This is a genomic window from Cryobacterium sp. Y62 (genome assembly GCF_002929785.1).
In the GTDB taxonomy this organism is placed as follows: Bacteria; Actinomycetota; Actinomycetes; order Actinomycetales; family Microbacteriaceae; genus Cryobacterium.
Genome location: NZ_PJJK01000121.1, coordinates 165,270 through 187,114, shown reverse-complemented (window position 1 = coordinate 187,114; position 21,845 = coordinate 165,270). Strand labels below are relative to the sequence as shown.

The following is a 21,845-nucleotide window of genomic DNA, read 5'->3' as shown; positions in this document are numbered from 1 at the left end:
GATGGCCTTCGCCGCATTTTCCTCGACCGCGCCGCCACCCACGACCGCGCCGTCGACCGATCCGGCCGCCAGGCGCCGCAGCCCGGTGGCCTTGTTTCTGCTGCTGCCGGGCATCCTGTATCTGGTGCTGTTCTTTCTCACCCCGCTGGTGTCGCTTTTGCTGACCTCGTTCCAGGCGCCGCGGGAGTTCGGGGATATCGGTCAGTACGATTACGCCTTCCGCTGGCAGAACTACGTCGAAGTTGTCACGACTTACTGGCCGCACATCGTGCGTTCGTTCAGTTATGCGCTCGCGGCGACGTTCTTCGCTCTGCTGATCAGCTACCCGTTGGCCTACTTCATCGGGGTGAAGGCGCGAAAGTGGCCGCTACTGCAGAGCCTCATGCTCGTGCTCGTGATCGCGCCGTTCTTCATCAGCTTTCTGCTGCGCACCCTGGCCTGGAAGCAACTGTTCTCCGATGAGTCCTTCGTGGTGCAGACGCTCAAGGCACTGTCGCTGATGGCGCCGGAAGCGCACGTGACCGGCACCGCGTTCTCGGTGATCTTCGGTCTCACCTATAACTTCATTCCGTTCATGACCCTGCCGCTCTACACGACCCTTGAGCGGCTCGACGTGCGCTACCTCGAGGCGGGCAGCGACCTGTACGCGAGCCCGTTCCACGTGTTCCGCAAGGTCACCATTCCGCTGTCGATGCCCGGTATCGTCGCGGGCACGTTGCTCACCTTCATTCCCGCGGCGGGCGACTATATCAATGCCAGCCGGGACTTTCTCGGCGGTACCGGCACCCAGATGATGGGTAACGTGATTGAAACCAACTTTCTGGTGCTGCAGAACTTTCCGGCAGCCGCTGCCCTGTCGATCATTCTGATGACCGTGATCCTGGTGATCGTCAGCATCTACGTCAAACGATCCGGAACGGAGGAGCTGCTGTGAAACTCTCCCTCGGCAAATGGTTGCTGCCGGCTTACAGTGCCTTGGCCCTGCTGTTCCTGATGATTCCGATCGGGTACACCTTCGTCTACTCCTTCAACGACTCGCTCAAGTCGAACATCACCTGGCAGGGCTTCACCTTAGATAAATGGCGGGGCGTCTGCAATGTGCAGAACGGAGCCGTCTGTCAAGCCTTCGGCAACAGCCTGTTCATCGGGGTTGTCGCCACCGTTATTGCGACGACCTTCGGCACCATGATCGCGATCGCCATCGTGCGCTACCGGTTCAAGTTTCGGTCGCAGACCAGCCTGCTGCTGTTTCTGCCGATGGCGACCCCGGAGGTCGTGCTCGGTGCCGGCCTGGCTGCACAGTTTTTGTCGGTCGGGGTGCCGAAAGACATGCTGACGATCATTCTCGCTCACACCATGTTCTGCATCAGTTTCGTGGTGGTCACGGTCAAGGCCCGGGTCGCGAGCCTCGACCCGGCGCTCGAAGAGGCTGGTCGTGACCTCTACGGTTCTGCCGCGCAAGTGTTCGCCCGCATCACCTTTCCGTTGTTGTTGCCGGGGATCCTCGCAGCCGCTCTGCTGTCGTTCGCCCTGTCCTTCGATGACTTCATCATCACGAACTTCAACTCCGGCGCGGTGTCGACATTCCCAAAATATATCTATATTTCGGCGGCCCGCGGCATTCCGGCTGAGGCCAACGTGCTCGCCTCGGCCGTGTTCATTATTGCCATCATCGTGGTCGTGACGGTGCAGGTGGCGGGAGCGGCCAAGGCGCGACGCCTGGCCAGGCTCAGCTAGACGCGAGGAGCGACGAGCCGGTCCGCCGGGACCCGCCCGATTCGGGCAAGCCGGTCGCGCAGATCGTCGAGATCGAGGGCGCCCTTGCACCACCACGTAATCGCACGCGATCACAAACCGTGGCTGGCCGCCGACATCGGCGGTCAGATCGCGGTGGGCAGCGTCTATGCAGGCATTGATTCGCTCACCTCAGCGGTGGTCAACCGGGTGCACCGCCTGGTGGCAAAGTTGCAATTACCCGAAGTCACCGTTCAGATTGCACGGGCCGTCGCCATCGACTCGGTTAGACGTAGCTGGCGCGAATTTCCCCCACCGGCCGGCCACCGCCGGTCACGGTGAGGCCGAGCTCAGGCAGCAACTCTTCGACATCCAGTCGCTTGATCGCACCGGCGTCGGCGAGCAGACCCACGGCAACCGCCGCTGCGGCGCGCAGGTTGCCGTCCAGAATCTTCAGCGCCACGGTGGTGCCGTTTTCGGCGGAGGCCACCATGATGCCCTCGGCGCCGCCCTTCACGAACAGGCCGAGCCGGTCGATGACGATGCTGTCGGAGTGACCTGAGCCGGCCACGACCCAGCCGTTGGCACGAACAGCTTCGGCCAGAAAACCGGCTTCACGGTAGATCGCGAACGGCGAGTTGGACTTGCTCGTGGCGATGCGGGCGATGCCGCGGGCCAGGCCGGTGAGCGAAATGGCGTGCACGGGAGCGCCGCAACCATCAATGCCCGAGGCCAGCGGACGTTCGCCGGTGAACCGCTCGAGCACGTCGAGAATACGTTTTTGCAGCGGATGCTCCGGCTGCAGATAACCCTCGATCGCCCAGCCGTTCTGCTGGCAGGCGACGAGCATTGCCGCGTGCTTGCCCGAGCACTCCATGTACACCGGAGCTTTGCCGGCCCCGCGTTTCACCAGCGCATCCCGCGCGGCGGAGTCGATCGGCCACGCCGCCGGGCAGGCGAGTGCCGTTTCGGGCACTCCGGCCCGGGCGAGCAGCCCGCGAACCAGTGCGATGTGTTCCGCGGTACCGATGTGACTCGCGGTGGCGATGGCAGCATCCGCTCCCCGTAGGGCGACGCCACTCGCCATGACCGCGACAGCCTGGAACGGTTTCATGGCCGAGCGCGGAAAGACGGCGCTGGTGACATCGCCGAGGGCACGCAGCACTTCGCCGTTGGTACCGAGCACGACAGCCGAACCAGCGTGCCGGGATTCGATGAACCCGCTGCGTTCGACGACGGCGAGCTCGACGGAACCGTCAACCGTGAAAGTTTCAGTCACGGCGTCAGCGGGTGGGCGCGGTCAGTGCAGCGATAGCATCGTCGATCACCGAGAGGGCGTCGATGATGAGCGCATCGGAGAGCGCGAGGCTCGGCAGGAACCGCAGCACGTTGCCGTAGGTGCCGGCGGTGAGCAGCAGCACGCCGTTCTGGCTGGCGTATGCGGAGATGGCGGTCACCGCAGCGGCGTTCGGGGCCTTCGTCGTGTCGCCGGTACCGGGCTGCACGAGTTCGATCGCCATCATGGCGCCGCGGCCGCGAATCTCACCGATGATGTCGTACTTGTTCTTCAGAGCGGTCAGACCCGCGGTGAGGGACTTCTCGATGCGCTGCGCCTGAGCGAGCAGGTTGTTGGCCTCGATCGCGTCGAACACGGCGATCGCCGCGGCGCAGGAGACGGGGTTGCCGCCGAAGGTGCCGCCGAGGCCGCCGGCCTGGGAGGCGTCCATGATCTCGGCGCGGCCGGTGACGGCCGCGAGCGGGAAGCCGCCGGCGATGCCCTTGGCGGTGAGGACGAGGTCGGGGATCCAACCGAAGTGCTCGCTTGCGTAGTACTTTCCGGTGCGGGCCATTCCACTCTGAATTTCGTCGGCGATCATGACGACACCGTTTTTGGTGCACCATTTCTGCAGGGCGGGCAGGTAGCCATCCGCCGGCACCATGAAACCACCCTCACCCTGAATGGGTTCGACGACGAGGCAGGCCAGGTCGGATGCCCCGATTACCTTGTCGAGGTAGGCAACGGTGCGCACGGCCGCTTCGGCCCCGGTGAGACCGTCGTGATACGGGTAGGAGCTCGGTGCGTGGTAGACGTCGCTGGCGAGCGGGCCGTAACCGGCGGCGTAGGGCATGGCCTTGTAATTCATGGCCATGGTCAGCACGGTACGGCCGTGGTAGGCGTGGTCGAGCACCGCGACGGCTCGACGGCCGGTGTACTTGCGGGCGATCTTCACGCCGTTCTCGACGGCTTCGGCGCCGGAGTTGATGAGTACGCTTTTCTTGGCAAAGTCACCGGGGGTGTGCTCGGCGAGCAGCTCGGCGACCCGAACGTATTCTTCGTAGGGGGTCACTGTGAACAGGGTGTGGAGGAAGTCCTGGGACTGTTCGACGGCGGCCGCGACGACGCTCGTTTCGGTGTGTCCGATCGTGGTGACGCCGATGCCGGCACCGAGGTCGATGAACTGGTTGCCGTCCACGTCGACCAGGATCGCTCCGTTGGCCTTGGCAATGTAGACGGGCAGCATGGAACTGACTCCGTCGGAGACGACTGCCCGACGTCGCTCGTGCAGTGCCGCCGAGATCGGACCGGGAATGGCCGTGACGATCTTTCGTTCCTGCGCTACAGAGTAAGTGGTGGCGGCAACGGTGGCAGAGTTCGTGAGAGTGTCAGTCATGATGATCCAACTGTACCCAATTGTGCTGGACCGACCGAGGGCGCGGTGTTCCTGAGCAGCCTGCAAGAATCTTGTAAAGCAGAATCTTGCATAGATAGAGGAGAAATATGAACGGAGTGCACGAATATGCGGTGCGGGTCGAGTGGACCGGCAATCGCGGCACCGGAACAAGCCATTACCGTGCCTATGGGCGCGACCATCTGATTTCGCCGGCCGGGCGGGCTTCCGCTGAGAAGTTACCGATCAGCGGCTCGTCGGACCCGACTTTTCACGGCGACAACGACCGCTGGAACCCTGAGGAACTGCTGCTCGCCGCGCTCAGCCAGTGCCACCTGCTGTCGTATCTGCACGTGGCGGCCCGAAACGGGGTCACGGTGACGGCGTATACGGATACCCCGGTCGGCACGATGGAACAGGTGTCGGGAGGTGGCGGCCACTTCACGACGGTGACCTTGCGGCCACGGGTCACGATTACCGACCCCGAGCAGATTGAGTTCGCGCAGTCCCTGCACGCTGAGGCCGCCCGCGAATGCTTTATCGCGGCCTCGGTGAACTTTCCGGTCGGTCACGAGCCGGTCACGGTCACCTGAGATGTAGCGGAAACTCAAGGCTCGGCGCGAGGGTTCAGATTGCGCATGGCACGGTAGCGCGGATTGCGTAGTAGTGTGGGGTGCGTTGAGGGTCAGGCCGATCGAAGGGAAGCCGATGGATACTACCCAGTTACTCAAGGGGGTGCTCGACATGGCCGTCCTGGCCGTGATCATCGAAGATGACGGCTACGGCTATGACATCGTGCGCCGGTTGCGCGCCGCCGGGCTCGATGAGGTCGGTGACGCGTCGGTCTACGGCACCCTGCGCCGGCTGTACAGCGCGGGGGCGCTGTCGAGCTATGTCGTGCCGTCCGACGGCGGTCCGCACCGCAAGTATTACGGAATGAACGAGAACGGCAGGGCCATGCTCGCCGAACAACGCGTGAACTGGACCGCCTTCGCCGATACCCTCACCCAGCTGCTCGAAAAGCCGCAACCCACAGCCCACCTACGTACGATCGGTGACAAGTCATGAGCCAAACCGCCACCACCCATTCCATTCACGACTTCGCCTTGGCAGTGCGGGCGGCCCTGAGCGACCTTCCGGCTGATGAAATCGATGACCTCACCGACGGCCTTGAAGCCGACCTGACCGAGCAGGCCGCTGACTTCGATGATGCCGGCGCCCCTGCCGATGCGCCAGACTTCGACCTCGGCGATCCGGTCGCCTACGCCGACGAGCTGCGCAGCGCGGCCGGGCTCCCCGTGCGGGGAACGGCACCCACCGTTCGGGTGTCGGGGCTGCGCCGGCTGCGAATTCGGGTCGGAGGCATTCGGGTGAACGTGACTCGGTGCATCCGCTCGACTGCGGCCGGTGCAGCGGTCCTCGACTTTCTGCTCGTCTTGCGCCCGCTGTGGTGGGTGTTGCGCGGCTGGGTGGTCTACGCGGTCGCGGAGATCTTTGTGGGCGGCGCGATCAGCACCCTGCCGACCAACCCGGTGCGCGCTCTCGCGCTCGGGGCCTTCGTGGTTCTGAGCGTGCAATGGGGGCGCAGCCGATGGCTGCCCTGGCGCTGGCTGCCGCGCTTTCGCACCGTGGTCAGCGTGTGCGCGGTCCTGGCGCTGCCGTGGGTGCTTATTCTTACGGCGCACCAGGCGGCGAATGCGCAGGCCGGCGGGTATGTGGAGTACGACCCGTACAGCATGCCGGGACTGATGCAGAACGGCCAGGAAGTGACCAACGTGTTCGCCTACGACGCCGACGGCCAGCCACTCACCGACGTGCAGCTGTTCGACCAAGACGGCCGCGCGCTCAACGTGGTCAACGACCCGGCCAATACGCACTACCTGCCCCAACTTCTTGATGCGACCGGCGAGCAGGACATGGTGGTGCCGAGCCTGTTAGTGCCGGGCGGCAGCGGCTGGAACGTGTACCCGCTGCGTCTGGTGAGGTCAGCGGATGTCGACTCCACCTACGACTATCTCGGGCAGGCTTACCAAGCGGATGCCGCGCCGTCGCCGTTCCCGTTCGCCCAGGTCCGGCCGCTCGTCGTGGTGCCGGCGGCGGGGGAGCCATCGCCCACGCCTACGCTCACGCCGTCGCCGACGCCGTCACCCGCGCCCACGCTATCGCCGGAACCGAGAGTACTCGGTGCGCCAGTGGCCGAACAATGACGCGCCCGTCCGACGTGCCGACCGTCATCAGCCCGTCTGCACTCGACCTGCCGCCGCCCTAGTCTCTTGACATCACCGACTGGGTTGCCGCGGGCGACTACGCGGGGTAGGCGCGAACCTCGACCCGAAGGATTGCACGGGTTAAGGTAGCACGAGGGGGAACCATGAGTCGAAACACCGCCAGAGGGCCGCGCAATCTGTCGGTTGCGCGAACACGATGGCTTGGCGCGGGTGCTGCGGCGACCGTTGCAGTGCTTGCACTGACCGGCTGCGCTACCGGTGAGAGCGTCGCTGCCGACATGGTCGACCACATCGCTGCGGAGCTCACCGACGACCTGGACTCGCCGGTGTCGCGGGTACGCGATGCGGAGTGGTTTGCGGCCACCTACATCACTCCGCTGAATTCCGCGGCAGGCGCCCGCGGATCCACGGTCTACGCGGACACACTCGCCTGGAGCGGGAGCTCTGGTGACGAGTCCGGCGCCCGCATCGAAGTGCGCATCCGGGTAGACGTGGAGCAGAAGAATGCGGGCGGGATCGGCGACTCCTCGTACGGCGAGGGCAGCGCCACGAAATGTTTTCGCTACGAGGTCTTTCGTCTGCCGCATCCGGTCACGCGAAAGGGCATCAACTGCCCGGACAACCCTGCTATCACGACCCCGACCGCGGCGCCGCTCCCGGCCTTACCCGACGACGCCGAGGCCGTGCTCGCGGCGGTTCTCGGTGCCGCGTCGAGCGGGAGCCTCCAGTACGACGTGGAAGCGGCGTTCCACGAGGAGTTCATGACCGTCGACACTGCTGTCGTAGATGGCGAGTTCCTCGCCGCCGTCGGTGTTCCGGGCGAACGCGAGTGCATCGTCGCGGTGCGCGGTGCGGACGGCGTCGTGGAATTTTGGGGCTTCGATCGTGCCTGGATCGAGCCTGGCGAGCTGGGGTGTACGACGCGCATAGTGACGAGCCCACCGCTGTAGTAGTTACCCGTCGCCGAGCCGGGGGGTTTGAGGCCATTTCAGCGTTGAACTGGCCTCACACTCACGGCTCGCTGGCCGAAACTCACGGCTCGGCGAGGGGGCGGGACGCGGCCTCGGGTTACGCGGGGTAGGCGGCGACCAGGGCGGTGATAGCCTCTTCGAGCACGGTCGCCGCGTCGTCGATGAGCTCGTCGGAGATCACGACACTCGGCATGATGCGCAGCACGGAATCCCAGCTTCCGGCATCCAGCGCGATGACGCCGTTCGTCGTGGCGTGCTTGATCACGGCGGTGAGCGCCTCGGGGTACGGCTTCTTGGTGCCGGGGTGCACGAGCTCGACGCCGAACATGGCGCCCTTGCCGCGCACCTCGCCAACGATGGAGAACTTCTGCGCCCAGTCGCCGATGCGCGCCCAGAGCGCGGCCTCGACGCGTTTCGCTTCGTCGAGCAGGTTGTCGCGCTCGATCAGGTTAAACACCGCGAGGGCGGCTGCGGTCGAGACCGGGTTGCCGCCGAAGGTGCCGCCGATGCCGCCGGGCTGCACTGAATCCATGATGTCGGCACGTCCCGTGACGGCGGCGAGCGGAAAGCCGCCGGCGATGCCCTTGGCCGTGGTGACCAGGTCGGGCACGACGTCGTGGTGCTCGATCGAGTACCAGACCCCGGTGCGGGCCAGGCCAGCCTGAATCTCATCGGCCACGAAGACGATGCCGTTCTCGGTGCAGAATTCGCGAATGCGCTTGAAGTAACCGGGCGCGGGAATGACGATGCCACCGTCGCCCTGGATCGGCTCGACGAAGAACGCCGCGATCTCGGTCGCGCCGATGTGGGTCGTGATGTAATCGATGGTCTTCTCGGCCGCTTCGAGCCCGCTCAGGCCATCGCGGAACGGGTAACTCGTCGGCACACTGTAGATTTCTCCGGGGAACGGGCCCATGCCGGCCCGTTCCGGCCAGGGCCGGTACGTCATCGCCATGGTTAGGTTGGTGCGTCCGTGGAAGGCGTGGTCGAGTGCCACGATGGCGCGGCGACCGGTGAACTTGCGGGCGATCTTCACCGCGTTCTCCACGGCCTCTGCGCCGGTGTTGACCAGAATCGAGTGCTTCTCAAAGTCGCCGGGAGTGATGTCGGCGAGCTTCTCAGCCACGGCCACATAGTTCTCGTACGGCGTCACAGTGAATAGGGTGTGGGTCAACTTCGCTGCCTGAGCGGATGCTGCCGCCGCGACATCCGGATGCGCATGACCGATCGTGGTCACGCCGATACCGCAGCCGAGGTCGATGATCTGGTTACCGTCGACGTCGACCAGAATGGCCCCAGCGCCGTGATCCATGTAGATGTTGGCGAGGGTTCCGGCGCCGCGGGCGACCGTCTTCTCACGCCTGGCCTGAAGTTCAACCGACTTGGGGCCGGGAAGAGCCGTCACGAGTTTGCGTTGCTGGGGCACCGAATACGTTGCAGTCATTCATCCAGCCTATGACCGTCAGCGCGTCAGGCAGACCGCCGCTATAGGCGTTCGCGCGGAAACACCCGGTGAGCGAGGCGATTTAGGGTGCCGACCGGCGGGGATTCGTTGTAGGCGTTGGCCAATTCCTGACCGGACAGCTGATGAATAGCCGCCATGATCTCATCCGTTGCCTGCCGGCGGGCCTTGCCGGAGGTGGCCGGGCCGTGGTGGCCGAGGTCGAGCGGTTCGCCGAAGGTGACGGTGACCTTGCGGATGCGGGGCACCTTGGTACCGACCGGCTGAATCTCCTGGGTACCGATCAGTCCGACCGGAACGACGACGGCTCCGGTGGCGAGTGCCAGCCAGGCGACGCCGGTGCGGCCCTTGTAGAGGCGTCCGTCGAGGGAGCGGGTTCCCTCCGGGTAAATAGCGAAGGCGCCCTCGGCGTCGAGCACGCAGCGGCCGGCGTCGAGCGCGACCTGCGCGGCCTGTCCGGCTCCGCGTTCCACTCCGATGGCGCCGATCGCGGTGAAGAAGGTGCGGGACACCCAGCCGTTGAAACCGGTTCCGGTGAAGTAGGTCGATTTCGCCAGAAACTGCACGCGGCGGGTGGCGACAAGCGGAATGACGATGCTGTCGATGAACGAGAGGTGGTTGCTCGCGAGAATGACACGGCCGGTCGCCGGGATGTTCTCGCGGCCCACGATATTCGGTCGAAAAACGATTCGAGCGACGGGCGCCATGATGCCATAACCGAGAAAATAGACGAATCCCGGGCGCTTGACCCGCTCCGGTTCGTCCTGCACATCGTCAGGGGCGACTGGCTCTGAAGTGTCGATCGTGATGGTTTTAGCGTTGTCTTTGAGTTCTGCATCGGCACCAGTCACCCGTTGACACTACGCCAAGACTGGCCAGCATCGAACATACGCCGCGCCCGGCACCTAGCATGGAGGTATGCGCAGAGTTATCATTCTCGGGTCTACTGGCTCGATCGGAACCCAGGCCCTGGACGTCGTTCGCGCCAACCCAGAGCGGTTCGAGGTGGTGGGTCTGTCGGCCGGGCGCAATCGCGAATTGCTTGAGCAGCAGGCGGCTGACTTCGCTGTCGACGACACCGCGCTTGGCGCAGACGAGGCCGAGCAGCTCGTTCGGGACGTCGACGCCGATGTTGTGCTGAATGGCATCACCGGCTCGGTCGGCCTCGGTCCGACCCTGGCCGCGCTGAAGGCCGGGCGCACCCTGGCCCTGGCCAACAAGGAGTCGCTGATTGTCGGCGGCGACCTCGTGAAGAGTCTTGCTGCGCCGGGGCAGATCGTGCCGGTGGACTCCGAACATTCGGCGATCGCGCAGGCGTTACTCGCGGGGACCCAGGGTGAGGTGCGTCGGCTCGTGCTGACGGCATCCGGTGGACCCTTTCGCGGTTTCAGTTTGGACGAGCTCGCTCGAGTGACCCCGGCGCAGGCGCTCGCACACCCGACCTGGAACATGGGGCTCGTGGTGACCACGAACTCGGCGACCCTGGTCAACAAGGGCTTAGAAATTATCGAAGCGCACCTGCTGTTCGACGTGGAGTACGACCGCATCGACGCCGTCGTACACCCGCAATCCGTGGTGCATTCCATGGTTGAATTCGTCGATGGTTCGACGATCGCTCAGGCCTCGCCCCCGGACATGCGGCTGCCGATTTCGCTTGGGCTGGATTGGCCGAACCGGGTCGCCGCCGTCGGCACCCCGATCGACTGGACCGTGCCGCATAGCTGGACCTTCGAACCGCTCGACGATGCCGCTTTTCCGGCGGTCGAGCTGGCCAAGAGGGTCGGCCGCAAGGGCGGCACCTATCCCGCGGTGTTCAACGCGGCCAATGAGCAGGCCGTGGCAGCTTTTCACGCCGGACGCATCGGCTTTCTCGATATCATCGACACGGTGCTGCGCGTGGTCGAATCCCACGAACAGGGCGGCGAGCTCAGCCGGGAGTCGCTGGCCGAGGCCGAACGCTGGGCGCGTGCCGCCGCCGACAAGCTCATCGCAGCTCAGTAACGCGCCGGTCAGTCGTCGCGGTCTTCTTTAGCTTTCTCAGCGTCTTTCTTGGCGTTTTCCGCGTTTTCCTTGGCCTGCTCGGCGCGATCCTTAGCATTTTCGTCGTTCTGCTGCTGGGCAGCAGCTGCAGCCTCCGCTGCTGCCTGAGCTGCCGCCTCGGCGGCAACCACAGCGGCATCGATCTCAACGGTCAAGTCGCGGCGCACCGAATTGATCGCGGACTGAATCGACGCTGAGCGCTCGGTGCTGACCTGGCCGGAAGCAGCCGCCGTGCGCAGATTCGCCTGTAACGCGGTGAGCAGCGACTGGGCGTTGCTGAAGTCGCCGGCGGCGGAAGCCTCGGTGATCGCCAGAATCTCTGTCTGCAAATTCGCGGCCGTGGCGGCCTGCAGGTCGACCGGGTCGGCCGTGCAACCGGACAGCGGCAGTAGCAGCCCGACGGCCAGAACGAGGGTCAATCGCTTGCGTCGATTCATGGGTTCACGCTTTCCTGAAGCTCCTGAAGGTGGGTGCCGAGCGTGCCGTCGACGGTCGGGTAGCTCGGTGGCAGCACGGCGGGTGCCTCGGCCGGGTTGAGCAGGAACAGAGCCACGACGGCGAGGGCGATGAGGAGGAGTCCACTTACGACCACGGCCAGCATTCGCCGGTGCGCCGGGCGGCGCGGCTTGGCCGGGCGCGCCGCCGCAGTGCTGGCGGCTGGAACGCTGGCGGGAGCATCCGCTTTCAGCATCTCGGTCGGAGCCGCATCGGCCGGCAGTAGCAAGGTGGCTGCGGGAGTCACGGCCGGTAGTACCAGGGTGGGGTCGGGCGCGGCAGCCGGTACCGCCGGCAGCAGCAGCACGGTAGGTACATCCGTGCTGCTGCTGCCGGCGGCGAGCGCACGTAGCACCTCGGCGGCCTCGGCAGCAGTGGGGCGGTCGGCGGGGTCGCGGGCGGTCATCGTGCGCAGAACTTCGGTCCATTCAGTGCCGAGACTGCTTGGGATCTCCGGCTGACGCTGCAACCGGGCCATGGCCGATTCCACGGCGGTACCGGGATAGGCGCGCATTCCGGTGAGGCATTCGAGCAGCACCAGGCCGAGCGAGTAGACATCCGTTGGCGCACCGATAGCGCCACCGAGCGCCTGCTCCGGGCTGAGATAGCTGGCGGTGCCAAGCAGCGACCCGGTCGCCGTCAGCCTGGTTTCGTCGAGCAGCCTGGCGATGCCGAAGTCGGCGAGCTTGGCGTGCATGCCGCGGCCCGGAAAACCGGAGGGTGCCAGTAGCACGTTGGCCGGCTTGACATCCCGGTGGATGATGCCCCGCTCGTGCACGTAGTGCAGCGCCTCGGCGAGGTCGGCGCCCATGCCGGCCACGTCGACGCTCGGCACCGGGCCGTCTTCGATACGGGTGCGCAGGTCGGGGCCGTCGACGAGTTCCATCACGATGAAGGTGCGCGGAGCGCCGTCGACCGTGGTAGTTCCGGCATCGAACAGGGTGACCAGCGCGAAATGGTTCAGACTCGCGAGCAGGGCGATCTCGCCGCTCTGGCGTTCGGGCTCAGTGCCACCGCCGTCGGCACGAAACAGCTTGACGGCGACGGTACGGCCCAAGGCGGTGTCGGTGGCCCGATAAACGGATGCCATCCCCCCGGTGCCGATCAGATTCTCGATGCTGAAACGGTCGGCCAATAGACTGCCGACGGGGCCGAGAGTCGGCGGCACGGCTGGAGCGGGTGCTGGAAGCTTCTGCGTAGGCATGGTTTCGTGAGACAAGGGGACCTCCTAGTGCGTCCGACCTCTAGCCAACCACATGCGTCCCCTCCTGGGGGAGGTTGGTCGGCATAACCAGCCGCTTTGCAGCTTGATGCGGTTACTCTACGACAGTGGAAACCGTACTGCTGTTCATACTGGGCGTCGCCATTGTCGTCGTTGGCCTCGCCCTCTCTATTGGCCTGCATGAAATCGGCCATCTGGTGCCCGCAAAGCTGTTTGGCGTCAAGGTCACCCAGTACATGATCGGCTTCGGCCCGACACTCTGGTCGCGCACCAAGGGCGAAACCGAGTACGGAGTCAAGGCCATCCCCATGGGCGGCTATATCGCCATGATCGGCATGTTCCCGCCGTCGAAGAAGGGTGGAGCGCCGCGGAGCACGACTACCGGGTTCTTCGATCAAATGGTGCAGGAGGGCACGCCGGAGAAGAAGATGAGCGCCCTGTCGACCCTGGCCGACGACGCCCGCGAGGCGAGTGCCGAGACCATCGGCGAGGGTGAAGACCACCGCGCCTTCTACCAGCTGCCGGTCTACCAGCGTGTGATCATCATGCTCGGCGGGCCGACCATGAACCTGCTCATCGCGATCGTTATGTTCTCGATTCTACTGATGGGATTCGGCTCCCCGCAGATCAGCACCACCGTCGGCAGCGTGAGCGAGTGCGTGCTGCCAGCATCGAGCGATCGCCAGACCTGCACGGCAAGCGACGAAGCCTCACCCGGAGCCGCCGCCGGCCTGCAACCGGGTGACCGCCTGGTCAGCATCGGCGGAACCGCCATCTCGACCTGGGAACAGTCCACTGACATAATTCGTGCTTCAGCCGGGCGCACCGTCGCGGTCGTGGTCGAACGTGACGGTGCCGAGCTTGACCTCTCGCTGGCCCCCAAATTGACCGAACGCTACGTCTATACCGACGAAAACGAAATCAAAACGGAGGCCTCCGGCACCGCGGTCACCGAGGAGGTCGGGTTCGTCGGCATCGGAGCAGCCGCCGAAATGGTGCCTCAGCCAGCAACCGCCGTGCTGCCCATGGTCGGCGACAGCATTGCCAATGTTGCTCACCTGATTCTCAACCTGCCCGACCGGCTCGTGGCCGTGGCCAACGCGGCGTTCGGGCCGGGGGAGCGTGACCTAAACGGCCCGATCAGCGTGGTCGGCGTCGGCCGAGTGGCCGGCGAGCTCGCCAGCATCGACACCATTCCGGTCGCCGACAAGGTCGCGAGCATGCTCGGCCTGCTCGGATCCCTCAATATCGCCCTGTTCGTGTTCAACCTGGTGCCCCTGCTTCCGCTGGACGGCGGCCACGTGGTCGGCGCGCTGTGGGAAGGCATCCGTCGATTCTTCGCAAAGCTCTTCGAACGGCCAGACCCAGGGCCGGTCGACATGGCCAAGCTCATGCCGCTCACCCTCGTGGTCATCATTCTGCTCGGCGGCATGAGTCTGCTGCTGATCTACGCTGACATCGTCAAGCCGATCAACTTCTTCGGCTAGCTGGCGCTGGCGGGCGCCTTACCGGGACAGCAGGAGGGCCTCGCCCTGGCCGCCGCCGCCGCACAGGGCCACCGCAGCCTTGCCGGAGCCGCGCCGCGACAGTTCGAGAGCAGCGTGCAGGGCGATACGCCCGCCGCTCGACCCGATTGGGTGGCCGATCGCGATGCCGCCGCCGTGAATGTTCACCACGTCGGAAGACACCCCGAGCAGCTTGGACGACTGGTGGACAACGGAGGCGAACGCCTCGTTGATCTCGACCAGATCGAGGTCGGCGGCGGTCCAGCCCTCGCGCTTCAGCGCGTGCGCGATGGCATTGGCCGGCTGGGAGTGCAGGGAGTTGTCGGGGCCGGCGACCTGGCCGTTCGCCTTGATCACGGCGAGCCACGGCAGGCCGTGCTTTTCGGCCCAGGCGCGGCTGGTCACAACGACAGCGCTCGCACCATCACTCAAGGGAGCGGCGTTTCCGGCGGTGATGCTCCCTGCCGGGTCGAACGCCGGACGCAACCGGCCGAGCGTCTCGGTCGTGCTATCGGCCCGCACGCCCTCATCGGTGCTGATCATGAGCGGCTCGCCCTTACGCTGCGGCACGCTGATCGGGGTGATCTCGTCGTGGAACACGCCGGCGGCGCCGGCTGCGGCGGCACGCTGGTGCGACGCTGCAGCGATTTCGTCCTGCTCGAGGCGGGTCTGGCCGAGCCGGGCGTTGGCGCGCTCAGTCGAGAGCCCCATCGAGAGCCCATCGAACGCGTCGGTGAGTCCGTCGTGCGCGGCATGGTCGAGCGCCGACACGGTTCCGTAGTTCCAGCCCTGGCGGGAACCCGGCAATAGGTGGGGCGCGCGGGACATGGACTCCTGGCCACCGGCCACGACGACATCCGCTTCACCGAGCCGCACCAGACGGGCGGCATCGATGACCGCGGCCAACCCGGAGAGACAGACCTTGTTGAGCGTCATGGCCGGTACGTTCCACGGGATGCCTGCTGCGACGCTGGACTGCCGGGCCGGGTTCTGCCCGCAGCCAGCCTGCAAGACCTGCCCCATGAGCACGAAGTCCACCTGATCCGCAGCGACTCCGGCGCGGACGAGGGCGCCCGCGATGGCCGCGGCGCCGAGGTCGACGGCGGTGAGGGACGAGAGCTGCCCGTTCACGCGTCCCTGCGGGGTGCGCGATCCGGCCAGAATTACAACGTCGGTTTCGGTCATGGGGACTCCTTTGTCAATGAGGTGATGTTTTCAGCATATTGGCCATGTCTGGGTATCGGTTCACGGTCCCCTTGGCAGTAACGATGGTTGTCCATAGATTTCTGACACCTGAACCACCTGTCAGGTTCTGCGCCACAGCTCTCCCCACCCCAACACATCAGAACGAGAGGCACCCCAACGCATCAGAACGAGAGGCAAATTTCATCCGGGTAACAAAGTTGTTCCTGGCTCCGGCGGTCAGCACCGCCCGGGCCCTGACCCTGGTCGGCTGCGCACCAACGACCACGTCAGTGACAACCGGAGACGAGGACTCCACCACCACGCCTTCCGTTCCGGCCGCCAGACCTACGAAGACGTCGCGACAGCCGGAGCCTTCATCGGCGACCGGGCTGACTGAGCTGGAATTGGACAACTGCGGCCACTCGCCGCACCTCGAACACCCGGCTGAGTTTCTTGCGACACTGCTGGCCCAGCTGGAGCGGTAACCCGAGGTGGCATTCAGCTTGTCCGGGTGTCGGCAACTAAGCTAGGCAAGTGGCTGCAATCAATTTGGGGATGCCCAAAGTACCTGAGGTACTCGCTCCCAGACGTAAATCCCGTCAGATCAAGGTCGGTAAGGTTCTGGTCGGTGGCAATGCTCAAGTGAGCGTGCAATCGATGACGACTACCCCGACCACCAACATCAACGCGACGCTTCAGCAGATCGCCGAGCTCACAGCGAGCGGATGCGACATCGTGCGCGTCGCTGTCCCCACCCGGGATGACGCAGAGGCTCTGCCGATCATCGCCAAGAAAAGCCAGATTCCGGTCATCGCAGACATCCACTTTCAGCCGAACTATGTCTTCGCCGCGATCGACGCCGGCTGCGCCGCCGTACGAGTGAACCCGGGCAACATTCGCAAGTTCGACGACCAGGTCGGCAAGATCGCCGCCGCCGCCAAGGCCGCCGGCGTGAGCCTGCGCATCGGGGTCAATGCCGGCTCGCTCGAGCCGAGCCTGATGCAGAAGTACGGCAAGGCCACGCCGGAAGCGCTCGTGGAGAGCGCAGTCTGGGAGGCGAGCCTGTTCGAGGAGCATGACTTTCACGACTTCAAGATCTCGGTCAAACACAACGACCCGGTGATCATGGTGAAGGCCTACCGCCTGCTCGCCGAGCGTGGCGATTGGCCGCTGCACCTCGGCGTGACCGAGGCCGGTCCGAGCTTTCAGGGCACCATTAAAAGCGCGACTGCGTTCGGTTTGCTGCTCGGCGAGGGAATCGGCGACACCATCCGAGTATCGCTCAGCGCTCCGCCGGTCGAAGAGATCAAGGTCGGCCTGCAAATTTTGCAGTCACTCAATCTACGCGAACGCAAGCTTGAGATTGTCTCTTGCCCCAGTTGCGGCCGGGCACAAGTGGATGTCTACAAGCTCGCCAATGATGTCACCGATGGGCTCGAAGGCATGACCGTGCCGTTGCGGGTGGCCGTCATGGGTTGCGTCGTCAACGGACCGGGCGAAGCCCGCGAGGCTGACCTCGGTGTTGCGAGCGGCAATGGCCGGGGCCAGATCTTTGTGCGCGGCGAGGTCATCAAGACCGTTCCGGAGTCCGAGATTGTGGCCACGCTCATCGAAGAGGCCAACCGCCTCGCCGCCGAGATGCCGGCCGCCGAGCTCGGCAGTCCCACGGTGTCCGTCGGCGCGAAGTAGCCGATCCGCGCGAACTTGATTGGCGTCAGGAAAGCCGTCTGCTTACAGATACGTGAGTTTCACGGGTGGCACCTTCCGATCACGCGAGCAGCGATTATGGTTCGCGATTGCCCGTTGCCCTGACTTCGCGTACAATTTCTTGTACGTCGAAGGAGAGAATATGAAAACAATCACCTATTCGGAGTCGCGGGCAAACTACGCGGCGACGCTCGACTCTGTGCTGGACGATCGCGAGGAAGTCATCATTACGAGAGCGGGCCGAGACCCGGTCGTTCTCGTTGCCCTCGATGATTACGAATCTCTTAAGGAGACGGCCTATCTCTTGCGCAGCCCTGCTAATGCTCGCCGCTTACTGGGCTCCATTGAGCGCCTTGAAGCTGGCCAGGGTGCTGAGCACGATCTCGCCGAATGAGGCTGGTCTGGGATGAGCGTGCCTGGCAGGACTATCTGTACTGGCAGACGCAAGACCGCAAGATCGTCAAGCGGATCAACGCCTTACTCAACGACATTCAACGCAATGGCAACGACGGAAACGGCAAACCCGAAGCGTTGAAGTACGGCTTTCGCGGATACTGGTCTCGAAGAATCACCGACGAACACCGACTGATCTACAGGGTGACGGACGATCAGACCCTCATCGCCCAGTGCCGCTACCACTACGAGTAACGCTTGCATTTCTGACAGGTGTCATAATATAGTTACACCTATCAGGAGGCGTTGTTATGAACATGGAACAGCTCAGCGCGACCCTCGCAGCGGTCGCCAGCCCGCAGCGCATGTTGATTCTGGCCGAATTGCAGGGCGGGCGCGTGCACGTCAGCGAGCTGGCACGACGCGTCGGAATGTCGCGGGCGCTGCTCTACATGCACCTCGCGAAGCTTGAGGGTAGCGGATTTGTAACCACGTCGCTGGAGCTCTCTCCGGAGGGAACCGCTCTCAAGCACGTCGCGCTCGCTCCATTCTCAATCACCGTCACCATCGTTACCATCGCCGATGCCGTGGCAAACGCCGCGGCATCATCCCATTAAAGGAATCACCATGGATTATGCCTTCGCTTTTCTGGTCCCCATCGTCGCGATCATCGGCGGAATCACTTACTCAATTTTCAATCAGTACTTCAAAACTCGTCGCCACGTGGCAGAGGCAGAAGGGTCGCCGGCGCTGAGGGAAGCGCTGGCTAGGAGTAACGAGATTAATGCCGCGCTGTTGGAGAAATTGACCGCAATGGACTCTCGGCTGGGCGCGATCGAGCGCACCCTGAGCGAGGTCGGCTGAGCCGGTTCGGTGACGTCGCTCGTAGCCATCGATGAAATCGATCACCAGCACCGCGCCCGTGGGGGAGCGCTCGGCGGCGCGCGCGTAAGGTAGACGGGTGCCTACACGTCTCTCCAACTACTTCCTCCGTACTCTCCGCGAAGACCCCTCCGACGCCGAGGTGACCAGCCACCGCCTGCTCGTGCGGGCCGGCTACATCCGCCGCCAGGCCCCGGGCATTTTCGCCTGGCTGCCGCTCGGCCTCCGGGTGAAAGCAAAAGTGGAGCGCATCATCCGTGAAGAGATGACGGCGGCCGGCGCGCACGAGGTACATTTTCCGGCCCTGCTGCCGCGCGAGCCCTACGAGCTGACCGGCCGCTGGGATGAATACGGCGAGGGCTTGTTTCGTCTGAAAGACCGCAAGGGCTCCGACATGCTGCTCGCGCCGACCCACGAAGAGGTCTTCGCGCTGCTCGTCAAGGACCTGTACAGCAGCTACAAGGACCTGCCGCTGTCGATTTACCAGATTCAGGACAAGTACCGCGACGAGGCACGCTCGCGCGGCGGACTGCTGCGCGGCCGCGAATTCACCATGAAGGACGCCTACTCCTTCGACTACACCGACGCTGGCCTAGACGTAAGCTACCAGTTGCAGCGCGACGCCTACGAGCGCATCTTCAACCGGTTCGGCCTCAAATACGAGATCGTCCAAGCGGATGCCGGCGCCATGGGTGGTTCCAAGAGCGAAGAGTTCCTGCACCCCACCCCGGTCGGAGAAGACACCTTCGTGCGCAGCGCGAGCGGCTACGCGGCCAACATCGAGGCGTTTCGTACCCTCGTTCCGGAAGACAAAGACTTCAGCGCGCTGCCCGCTGCGCAAGTCTTCGATACCCCGAACACTCCGACCATTCAGACGCTCGTCGACAAGGCCAACGCCGAGCACCCCCGCCTCGATGGTCGCGACTGGACGGCAGCCGATACCCTCAAGAACGTCGTGCTCGCGCTCACGAGCCTTGACGGCACCCGTGAACTCATCGCGATCGGCGTTCCCGGCGACCGCGAGGTCGACCTTAAGCGTGTCGAGGTCGCCTTCGCCCCCGCCGAGGTGGAAGCCGCCAACGAGGGAGACTTCGCTAAGAACCCCGGCTTGGTCAAGGGCTATATCGGCCCGTGGGGAGCGGACGGCGCCGTTCTCGGCGCGAAATCGACCACCGGTATCCGTTTTCTGGTCGACCCGCGCGTGGTCTCCGGAACCGAGTGGATCACCGGCGCCAACGAAGAGAACCGGCACGTGTTCGGCCTCGTCGCCGGCCGCGACTTCGCCATTGACGACGTCGTCGAGTCCTCCGACGTGCGCGCCGGCGACCCGGCCCCCGACGGCTCTGGCCCGGTCGAACTCATTCGCGGCATGGAAATCGGGCACGTGTTTCAGCTCGGTCGCAAGTACGCCGAGGTGCTCGGTCTCAAGGTTCTCGACGAGAACGGCAAGCTGGTCACGGTCACGATGGGTTCATACGGCATCGGTGTCACCCGCATTCTCGCGGTCATCGCCGAACTCAACAACGACGCAAAGGGCTTGATCTGGCCCGAATCGGTCACTCCGTTCGACGTGCACGTGATCGCCACAGGCCGGGACGAGATCGTCTTCGACACCTCGGAAGCCGTCGTCGCCGCGATCGAAGCCACCAATCGTGAGGTGCTCTACGATGACCGCCGCAAGGTCTCGCCGGGCGTCAAATTCGGTGACGCCGAGCTCATCGGTGTGCCGTGGATCGTCATCGTCGGCCGCGGCGCTGCCGACGGCATCGTCGAGCTGTGGAACCGCCGCACCGGCGACCGTGAGCAGGTCGACGTCGCCGACGTGGCCAAACACTTCGTCTAAGAAACGTTTGATCGAGAACGGATGCTGCCAGCCAACTGAGCCGGCAGCATCCGTTCTGCAGAGAACCAGCGCTGGACCAACCCACGGCGGGGAGAATGGGTGACGGGACGCCGCAGATTCGAGTACCGTAGTATCCAGCCCGCTGCGCGGTTTCGCGGCGGCAAGATCTGAATAGAGGAGGCCGGCCATGGACATCGACCTCAGTGTTTTGCGGCTACTGGAGCGCGAAAAAGAGATTCCCTTCGAGGAACTCGTGCAAATCATCGAACAGGCGATTCTGACTGCCTATGTCAAGCACATCCAGCAAGACGTGTCGAAGCTCGAAGCTTCGAAGATTGCTGAAGCCAAGCACGATATTCAGGAGGTGCCCGAAGCGCGCGTCGTTCTCGACCGCAAGTCCGGGCACGTGGACATTTTCATTCCCGAGCACGACGACGACGGCAACGTCATCGGCGAAGCTGTCGACAACACCACCGACTTTGGTCGCATCGCTGCCTTCGCCGCCAAGCAGGTCATCAACCAGCGTCTGCGTGATCTGGCCGATGACGCTGTTCTCGGTGAATTCAAGGGCCGCGAGGGTGACATCGTCGCCGGAATTATTCAGCAGGGCCCAAACCCCCGCATGATTCACGTCGACCTCGGCACCATCGAAGCGATCATGCCCCCTGAGGAGCAGGTTCCCACTGAGAGCTATGTGCACGGCGCGCGCATTCGCGTGTTCGTGACGGCCGTCGGTCGTGGGCTCAAGGGCCCGCAGATCACCGTATCGCGCACCCACCCCTCGCTCGTGCGCAAGCTGTTTGCACTCGAGGTGCCCGAGATCGCCAGCGGAGTCGTCGAGATCGTCTCTCTCGCCCGCGAAGCCGGCCACCGCACCAAGATCGCCGTGCGCGCCACCGAACCCGGCGTGAACGCCAAGGGTGCCTGCATTGGCGAGCTCGGCCAGCGCGTGCGCGCCGTGACTGTTGAGCTCAACAACGAGAAGATCGACATCGTCGACTTCTCGCCGGACCTCGCTACCTTCGTCGCGAGCGCTCTGTCGCCGGCCAAGGTGACGAGCGCCTACGTGATCGACGAGTCGATCAAGGCTGTGCGTGCGCTCGTACCCGACTACCAGCTATCGCTCGCGATCGGCAAAGAGGGCCAGAATGCGCGCCTCGCAGCCAAGCTGACCGGTGCGAAAATCGACATCCAGCCGGACAGCATTCTGGAGGATGCCGAATAAGGGGTACGATGAATTCCGTTAGAACGTGTATTGGCTGCCGTTCGCGCGCCCCTCGATCCTCACTTTTGCGGATCGTTGCTGGGAAATCAGAAGTTGTGGTGGATGAAACCGCCACAATCCCCGGTAGAGGTGCGTGGCTGCACGCCCGCGACTCGTGCTTTCTGGATGCCGTGAGGCGCCACGCTTTCGGGCGTGCTTTTCGCGTGACCAGGTCACTGGACGCGAAACAACTAGAGAACAGGCTGAATTGGCTTATGGACAACTAATGAGCGGCTCGAAATGAG

At 64.4% G+C, this 21,845-nt stretch carries 24 protein-coding genes; 17 read left to right on the top strand and 7 right to left on the bottom strand.

The features are described 5' to 3' along the window. Window position 1 precedes the first annotated feature (1 nt). Both CXY71_RS20205 and CXY71_RS20200 read left to right on the top strand, forming a co-directional pair. Window positions 2-934: an ABC transporter permease gene (locus CXY71_RS20205; RefSeq protein WP_104139888.1), complete on the top strand. Its 933-nt coding sequence runs from the start codon at window positions 2-4 to the stop codon at window positions 932-934. Further along, window positions 931-1,737, top strand: a complete 807-nt coding sequence (locus tag CXY71_RS20200; RefSeq protein ID WP_233198191.1) for an ABC transporter permease — start codon at window positions 931-933, stop codon at window positions 1,735-1,737. The genes CXY71_RS20205 and CXY71_RS20200 overlap by 4 nt, the downstream gene beginning before the upstream one ends. A gap of 283 nt (window positions 1,738-2,020) precedes the next feature. On the opposite strand, the gene CXY71_RS20195 is transcribed toward CXY71_RS20200, so the two are convergent. Both CXY71_RS20195 and gabT read right to left on the bottom strand, forming a co-directional pair. Further along, the gene (locus CXY71_RS20195) at window positions 2,021-3,013 is read right to left on the bottom strand and encodes an asparaginase (protein ID WP_104139885.1); all 993 of its coding nucleotides are present in this window, start codon (window positions 3,011-3,013) and stop codon (window positions 2,021-2,023) included. Between the two features lie 4 nt (window positions 3,014-3,017). Then, the gene (gabT, locus tag CXY71_RS20190) at window positions 3,018-4,406 is read right to left on the bottom strand and encodes a 4-aminobutyrate--2-oxoglutarate transaminase (RefSeq protein WP_104139882.1); all 1,389 of its coding nucleotides are present in this window, start codon (window positions 4,404-4,406) and stop codon (window positions 3,018-3,020) included. Between the two features lie 107 nt (window positions 4,407-4,513). Here gabT and CXY71_RS20185 point away from each other — a divergent pair, with 107 nt between their 5' ends. The 4 genes from CXY71_RS20185 to CXY71_RS20170 all read left to right on the top strand — a co-directional run bounded on the left by CXY71_RS20185 (window position 4,514) and on the right by CXY71_RS20170 (window position 7,581). Next, on the top strand, window positions 4,514-4,996 hold the full coding sequence (locus CXY71_RS20185) for an OsmC family protein (protein WP_104139879.1): 483 nt from the start codon (window positions 4,514-4,516) through the stop codon (window positions 4,994-4,996). 115 nt (window positions 4,997-5,111) lie between these two features. After that, window positions 5,112-5,471, top strand: a complete 360-nt coding sequence (locus CXY71_RS20180) for a PadR family transcriptional regulator (RefSeq protein ID WP_104139876.1) — start codon at window positions 5,112-5,114, stop codon at window positions 5,469-5,471. Then, window positions 5,468-6,610, top strand: coding sequence for a hypothetical protein (locus CXY71_RS20175; RefSeq protein WP_104139873.1), 1,143 nt, complete (start codon window positions 5,468-5,470; stop codon window positions 6,608-6,610). Before CXY71_RS20180 ends, CXY71_RS20175 begins: the two co-directional genes overlap by 4 nt. Window positions 6,611-6,774: 164 nt before the next feature. Further along, window positions 6,775-7,581, top strand: a complete 807-nt coding sequence (locus CXY71_RS20170) for a hypothetical protein (protein WP_146072883.1) — start codon at window positions 6,775-6,777, stop codon at window positions 7,579-7,581. Window positions 7,582-7,699: 118 nt separating this feature from the next. On the opposite strand, the gene CXY71_RS20165 is transcribed toward CXY71_RS20170, so the two are convergent. Beyond that, on the bottom strand, window positions 7,700-9,046 hold the full coding sequence (locus CXY71_RS20165; RefSeq protein ID WP_104139867.1) for an aminotransferase class III-fold pyridoxal phosphate-dependent enzyme: 1,347 nt from the start codon (window positions 9,044-9,046) through the stop codon (window positions 7,700-7,702). Between the two features lie 41 nt (window positions 9,047-9,087). Then, window positions 9,088-9,771: a 1-acyl-sn-glycerol-3-phosphate acyltransferase gene (locus CXY71_RS20160; RefSeq protein ID WP_104140050.1), complete on the bottom strand. Its 684-nt coding sequence runs from the start codon at window positions 9,769-9,771 to the stop codon at window positions 9,088-9,090. Window positions 9,772-9,982: 211 nt separating this feature from the next. Here CXY71_RS20160 and dxr point away from each other — a divergent pair, with 211 nt between their 5' ends. Then, window positions 9,983-11,065, top strand: coding sequence for a 1-deoxy-D-xylulose-5-phosphate reductoisomerase (gene dxr / locus CXY71_RS20155; RefSeq protein WP_104139864.1), 1,083 nt, complete (start codon window positions 9,983-9,985; stop codon window positions 11,063-11,065). A gap of 8 nt (window positions 11,066-11,073) precedes the next feature. On the opposite strand, the gene CXY71_RS21320 is transcribed toward dxr, so the two are convergent. Beyond that, window positions 11,074-11,541: a mucin-associated surface protein gene (locus CXY71_RS21320; RefSeq protein WP_158253169.1), complete on the bottom strand. Its 468-nt coding sequence runs from the start codon at window positions 11,539-11,541 to the stop codon at window positions 11,074-11,076. Continuing rightward, window positions 11,538-12,818, bottom strand: coding sequence for a serine/threonine-protein kinase (locus CXY71_RS20145; protein WP_233204731.1), 1,281 nt, complete (start codon window positions 12,816-12,818; stop codon window positions 11,538-11,540). The genes CXY71_RS21320 and CXY71_RS20145 overlap by 4 nt, the downstream gene beginning before the upstream one ends. A gap of 110 nt (window positions 12,819-12,928) precedes the next feature. On the opposite strand from CXY71_RS20145, the gene CXY71_RS20140 reads away from it, so the two are divergent. Then, window positions 12,929-14,308, top strand: a complete 1,380-nt coding sequence (locus CXY71_RS20140) for an RIP metalloprotease (RefSeq protein ID WP_104139858.1) — start codon at window positions 12,929-12,931, stop codon at window positions 14,306-14,308. Window positions 14,309-14,326: 18 nt separating this feature from the next. Here CXY71_RS20140 and CXY71_RS20135 read toward each other — a convergent pair whose 3' ends face one another. Further along, window positions 14,327-15,511, bottom strand: a complete 1,185-nt coding sequence (locus CXY71_RS20135) for an acetyl-CoA C-acetyltransferase (protein WP_104139855.1) — start codon at window positions 15,509-15,511, stop codon at window positions 14,327-14,329. 290 nt (window positions 15,512-15,801) lie between these two features. Between CXY71_RS20135 and CXY71_RS22255 the strand changes: the two genes are divergently transcribed. The 9 genes from CXY71_RS22255 to CXY71_RS20090 all read left to right on the top strand — a co-directional run bounded on the left by CXY71_RS22255 (window position 15,802) and on the right by CXY71_RS20090 (window position 21,827). Further along, complete coding sequence (locus CXY71_RS22255; protein WP_146072882.1) at window positions 15,802-15,996, top strand: alpha/beta fold hydrolase; 195 nt, start codon at window positions 15,802-15,804, stop codon at window positions 15,994-15,996. Window positions 15,997-16,045: 49 nt separating this feature from the next. Continuing rightward, complete coding sequence (gene ispG / locus CXY71_RS20125) at window positions 16,046-17,200, top strand: flavodoxin-dependent (E)-4-hydroxy-3-methylbut-2-enyl-diphosphate synthase (RefSeq protein WP_199184386.1); 1,155 nt, start codon at window positions 16,046-16,048, stop codon at window positions 17,198-17,200. A gap of 160 nt (window positions 17,201-17,360) precedes the next feature. Continuing rightward, on the top strand, window positions 17,361-17,612 hold the full coding sequence (locus CXY71_RS20120) for a type II toxin-antitoxin system Phd/YefM family antitoxin (RefSeq protein ID WP_104140047.1): 252 nt from the start codon (window positions 17,361-17,363) through the stop codon (window positions 17,610-17,612). Continuing rightward, window positions 17,609-17,866, top strand: a complete 258-nt coding sequence (locus CXY71_RS20115; RefSeq protein ID WP_104139846.1) for a Txe/YoeB family addiction module toxin — start codon at window positions 17,609-17,611, stop codon at window positions 17,864-17,866. The genes CXY71_RS20120 and CXY71_RS20115 overlap by 4 nt, the downstream gene beginning before the upstream one ends. A gap of 56 nt (window positions 17,867-17,922) precedes the next feature. Next, complete coding sequence (locus CXY71_RS20110; RefSeq protein WP_104139843.1) at window positions 17,923-18,228, top strand: winged helix-turn-helix domain-containing protein; 306 nt, start codon at window positions 17,923-17,925, stop codon at window positions 18,226-18,228. 10 nt (window positions 18,229-18,238) lie between these two features. Beyond that, entirely contained in the window at window positions 18,239-18,475 is a 237-nt protein-coding gene (locus tag CXY71_RS20105; RefSeq protein WP_104139840.1) for a hypothetical protein, read from the top strand. Between the two features lie 97 nt (window positions 18,476-18,572). Continuing rightward, complete coding sequence (locus CXY71_RS20100; protein ID WP_104139837.1) at window positions 18,573-20,336, top strand: proline--tRNA ligase; 1,764 nt, start codon at window positions 18,573-18,575, stop codon at window positions 20,334-20,336. A gap of 187 nt (window positions 20,337-20,523) precedes the next feature. Further along, window positions 20,524-21,561: a transcription termination factor NusA gene (nusA, locus tag CXY71_RS20095; RefSeq protein WP_104139834.1), complete on the top strand. Its 1,038-nt coding sequence runs from the start codon at window positions 20,524-20,526 to the stop codon at window positions 21,559-21,561. Window positions 21,562-21,569: 8 nt separating this feature from the next. Then, window positions 21,570-21,827: a YlxR family protein gene (locus CXY71_RS20090; protein ID WP_104139831.1), complete on the top strand. Its 258-nt coding sequence runs from the start codon at window positions 21,570-21,572 to the stop codon at window positions 21,825-21,827. The last annotated feature ends 18 nt before the right edge of the window (window positions 21,828-21,845 follow it).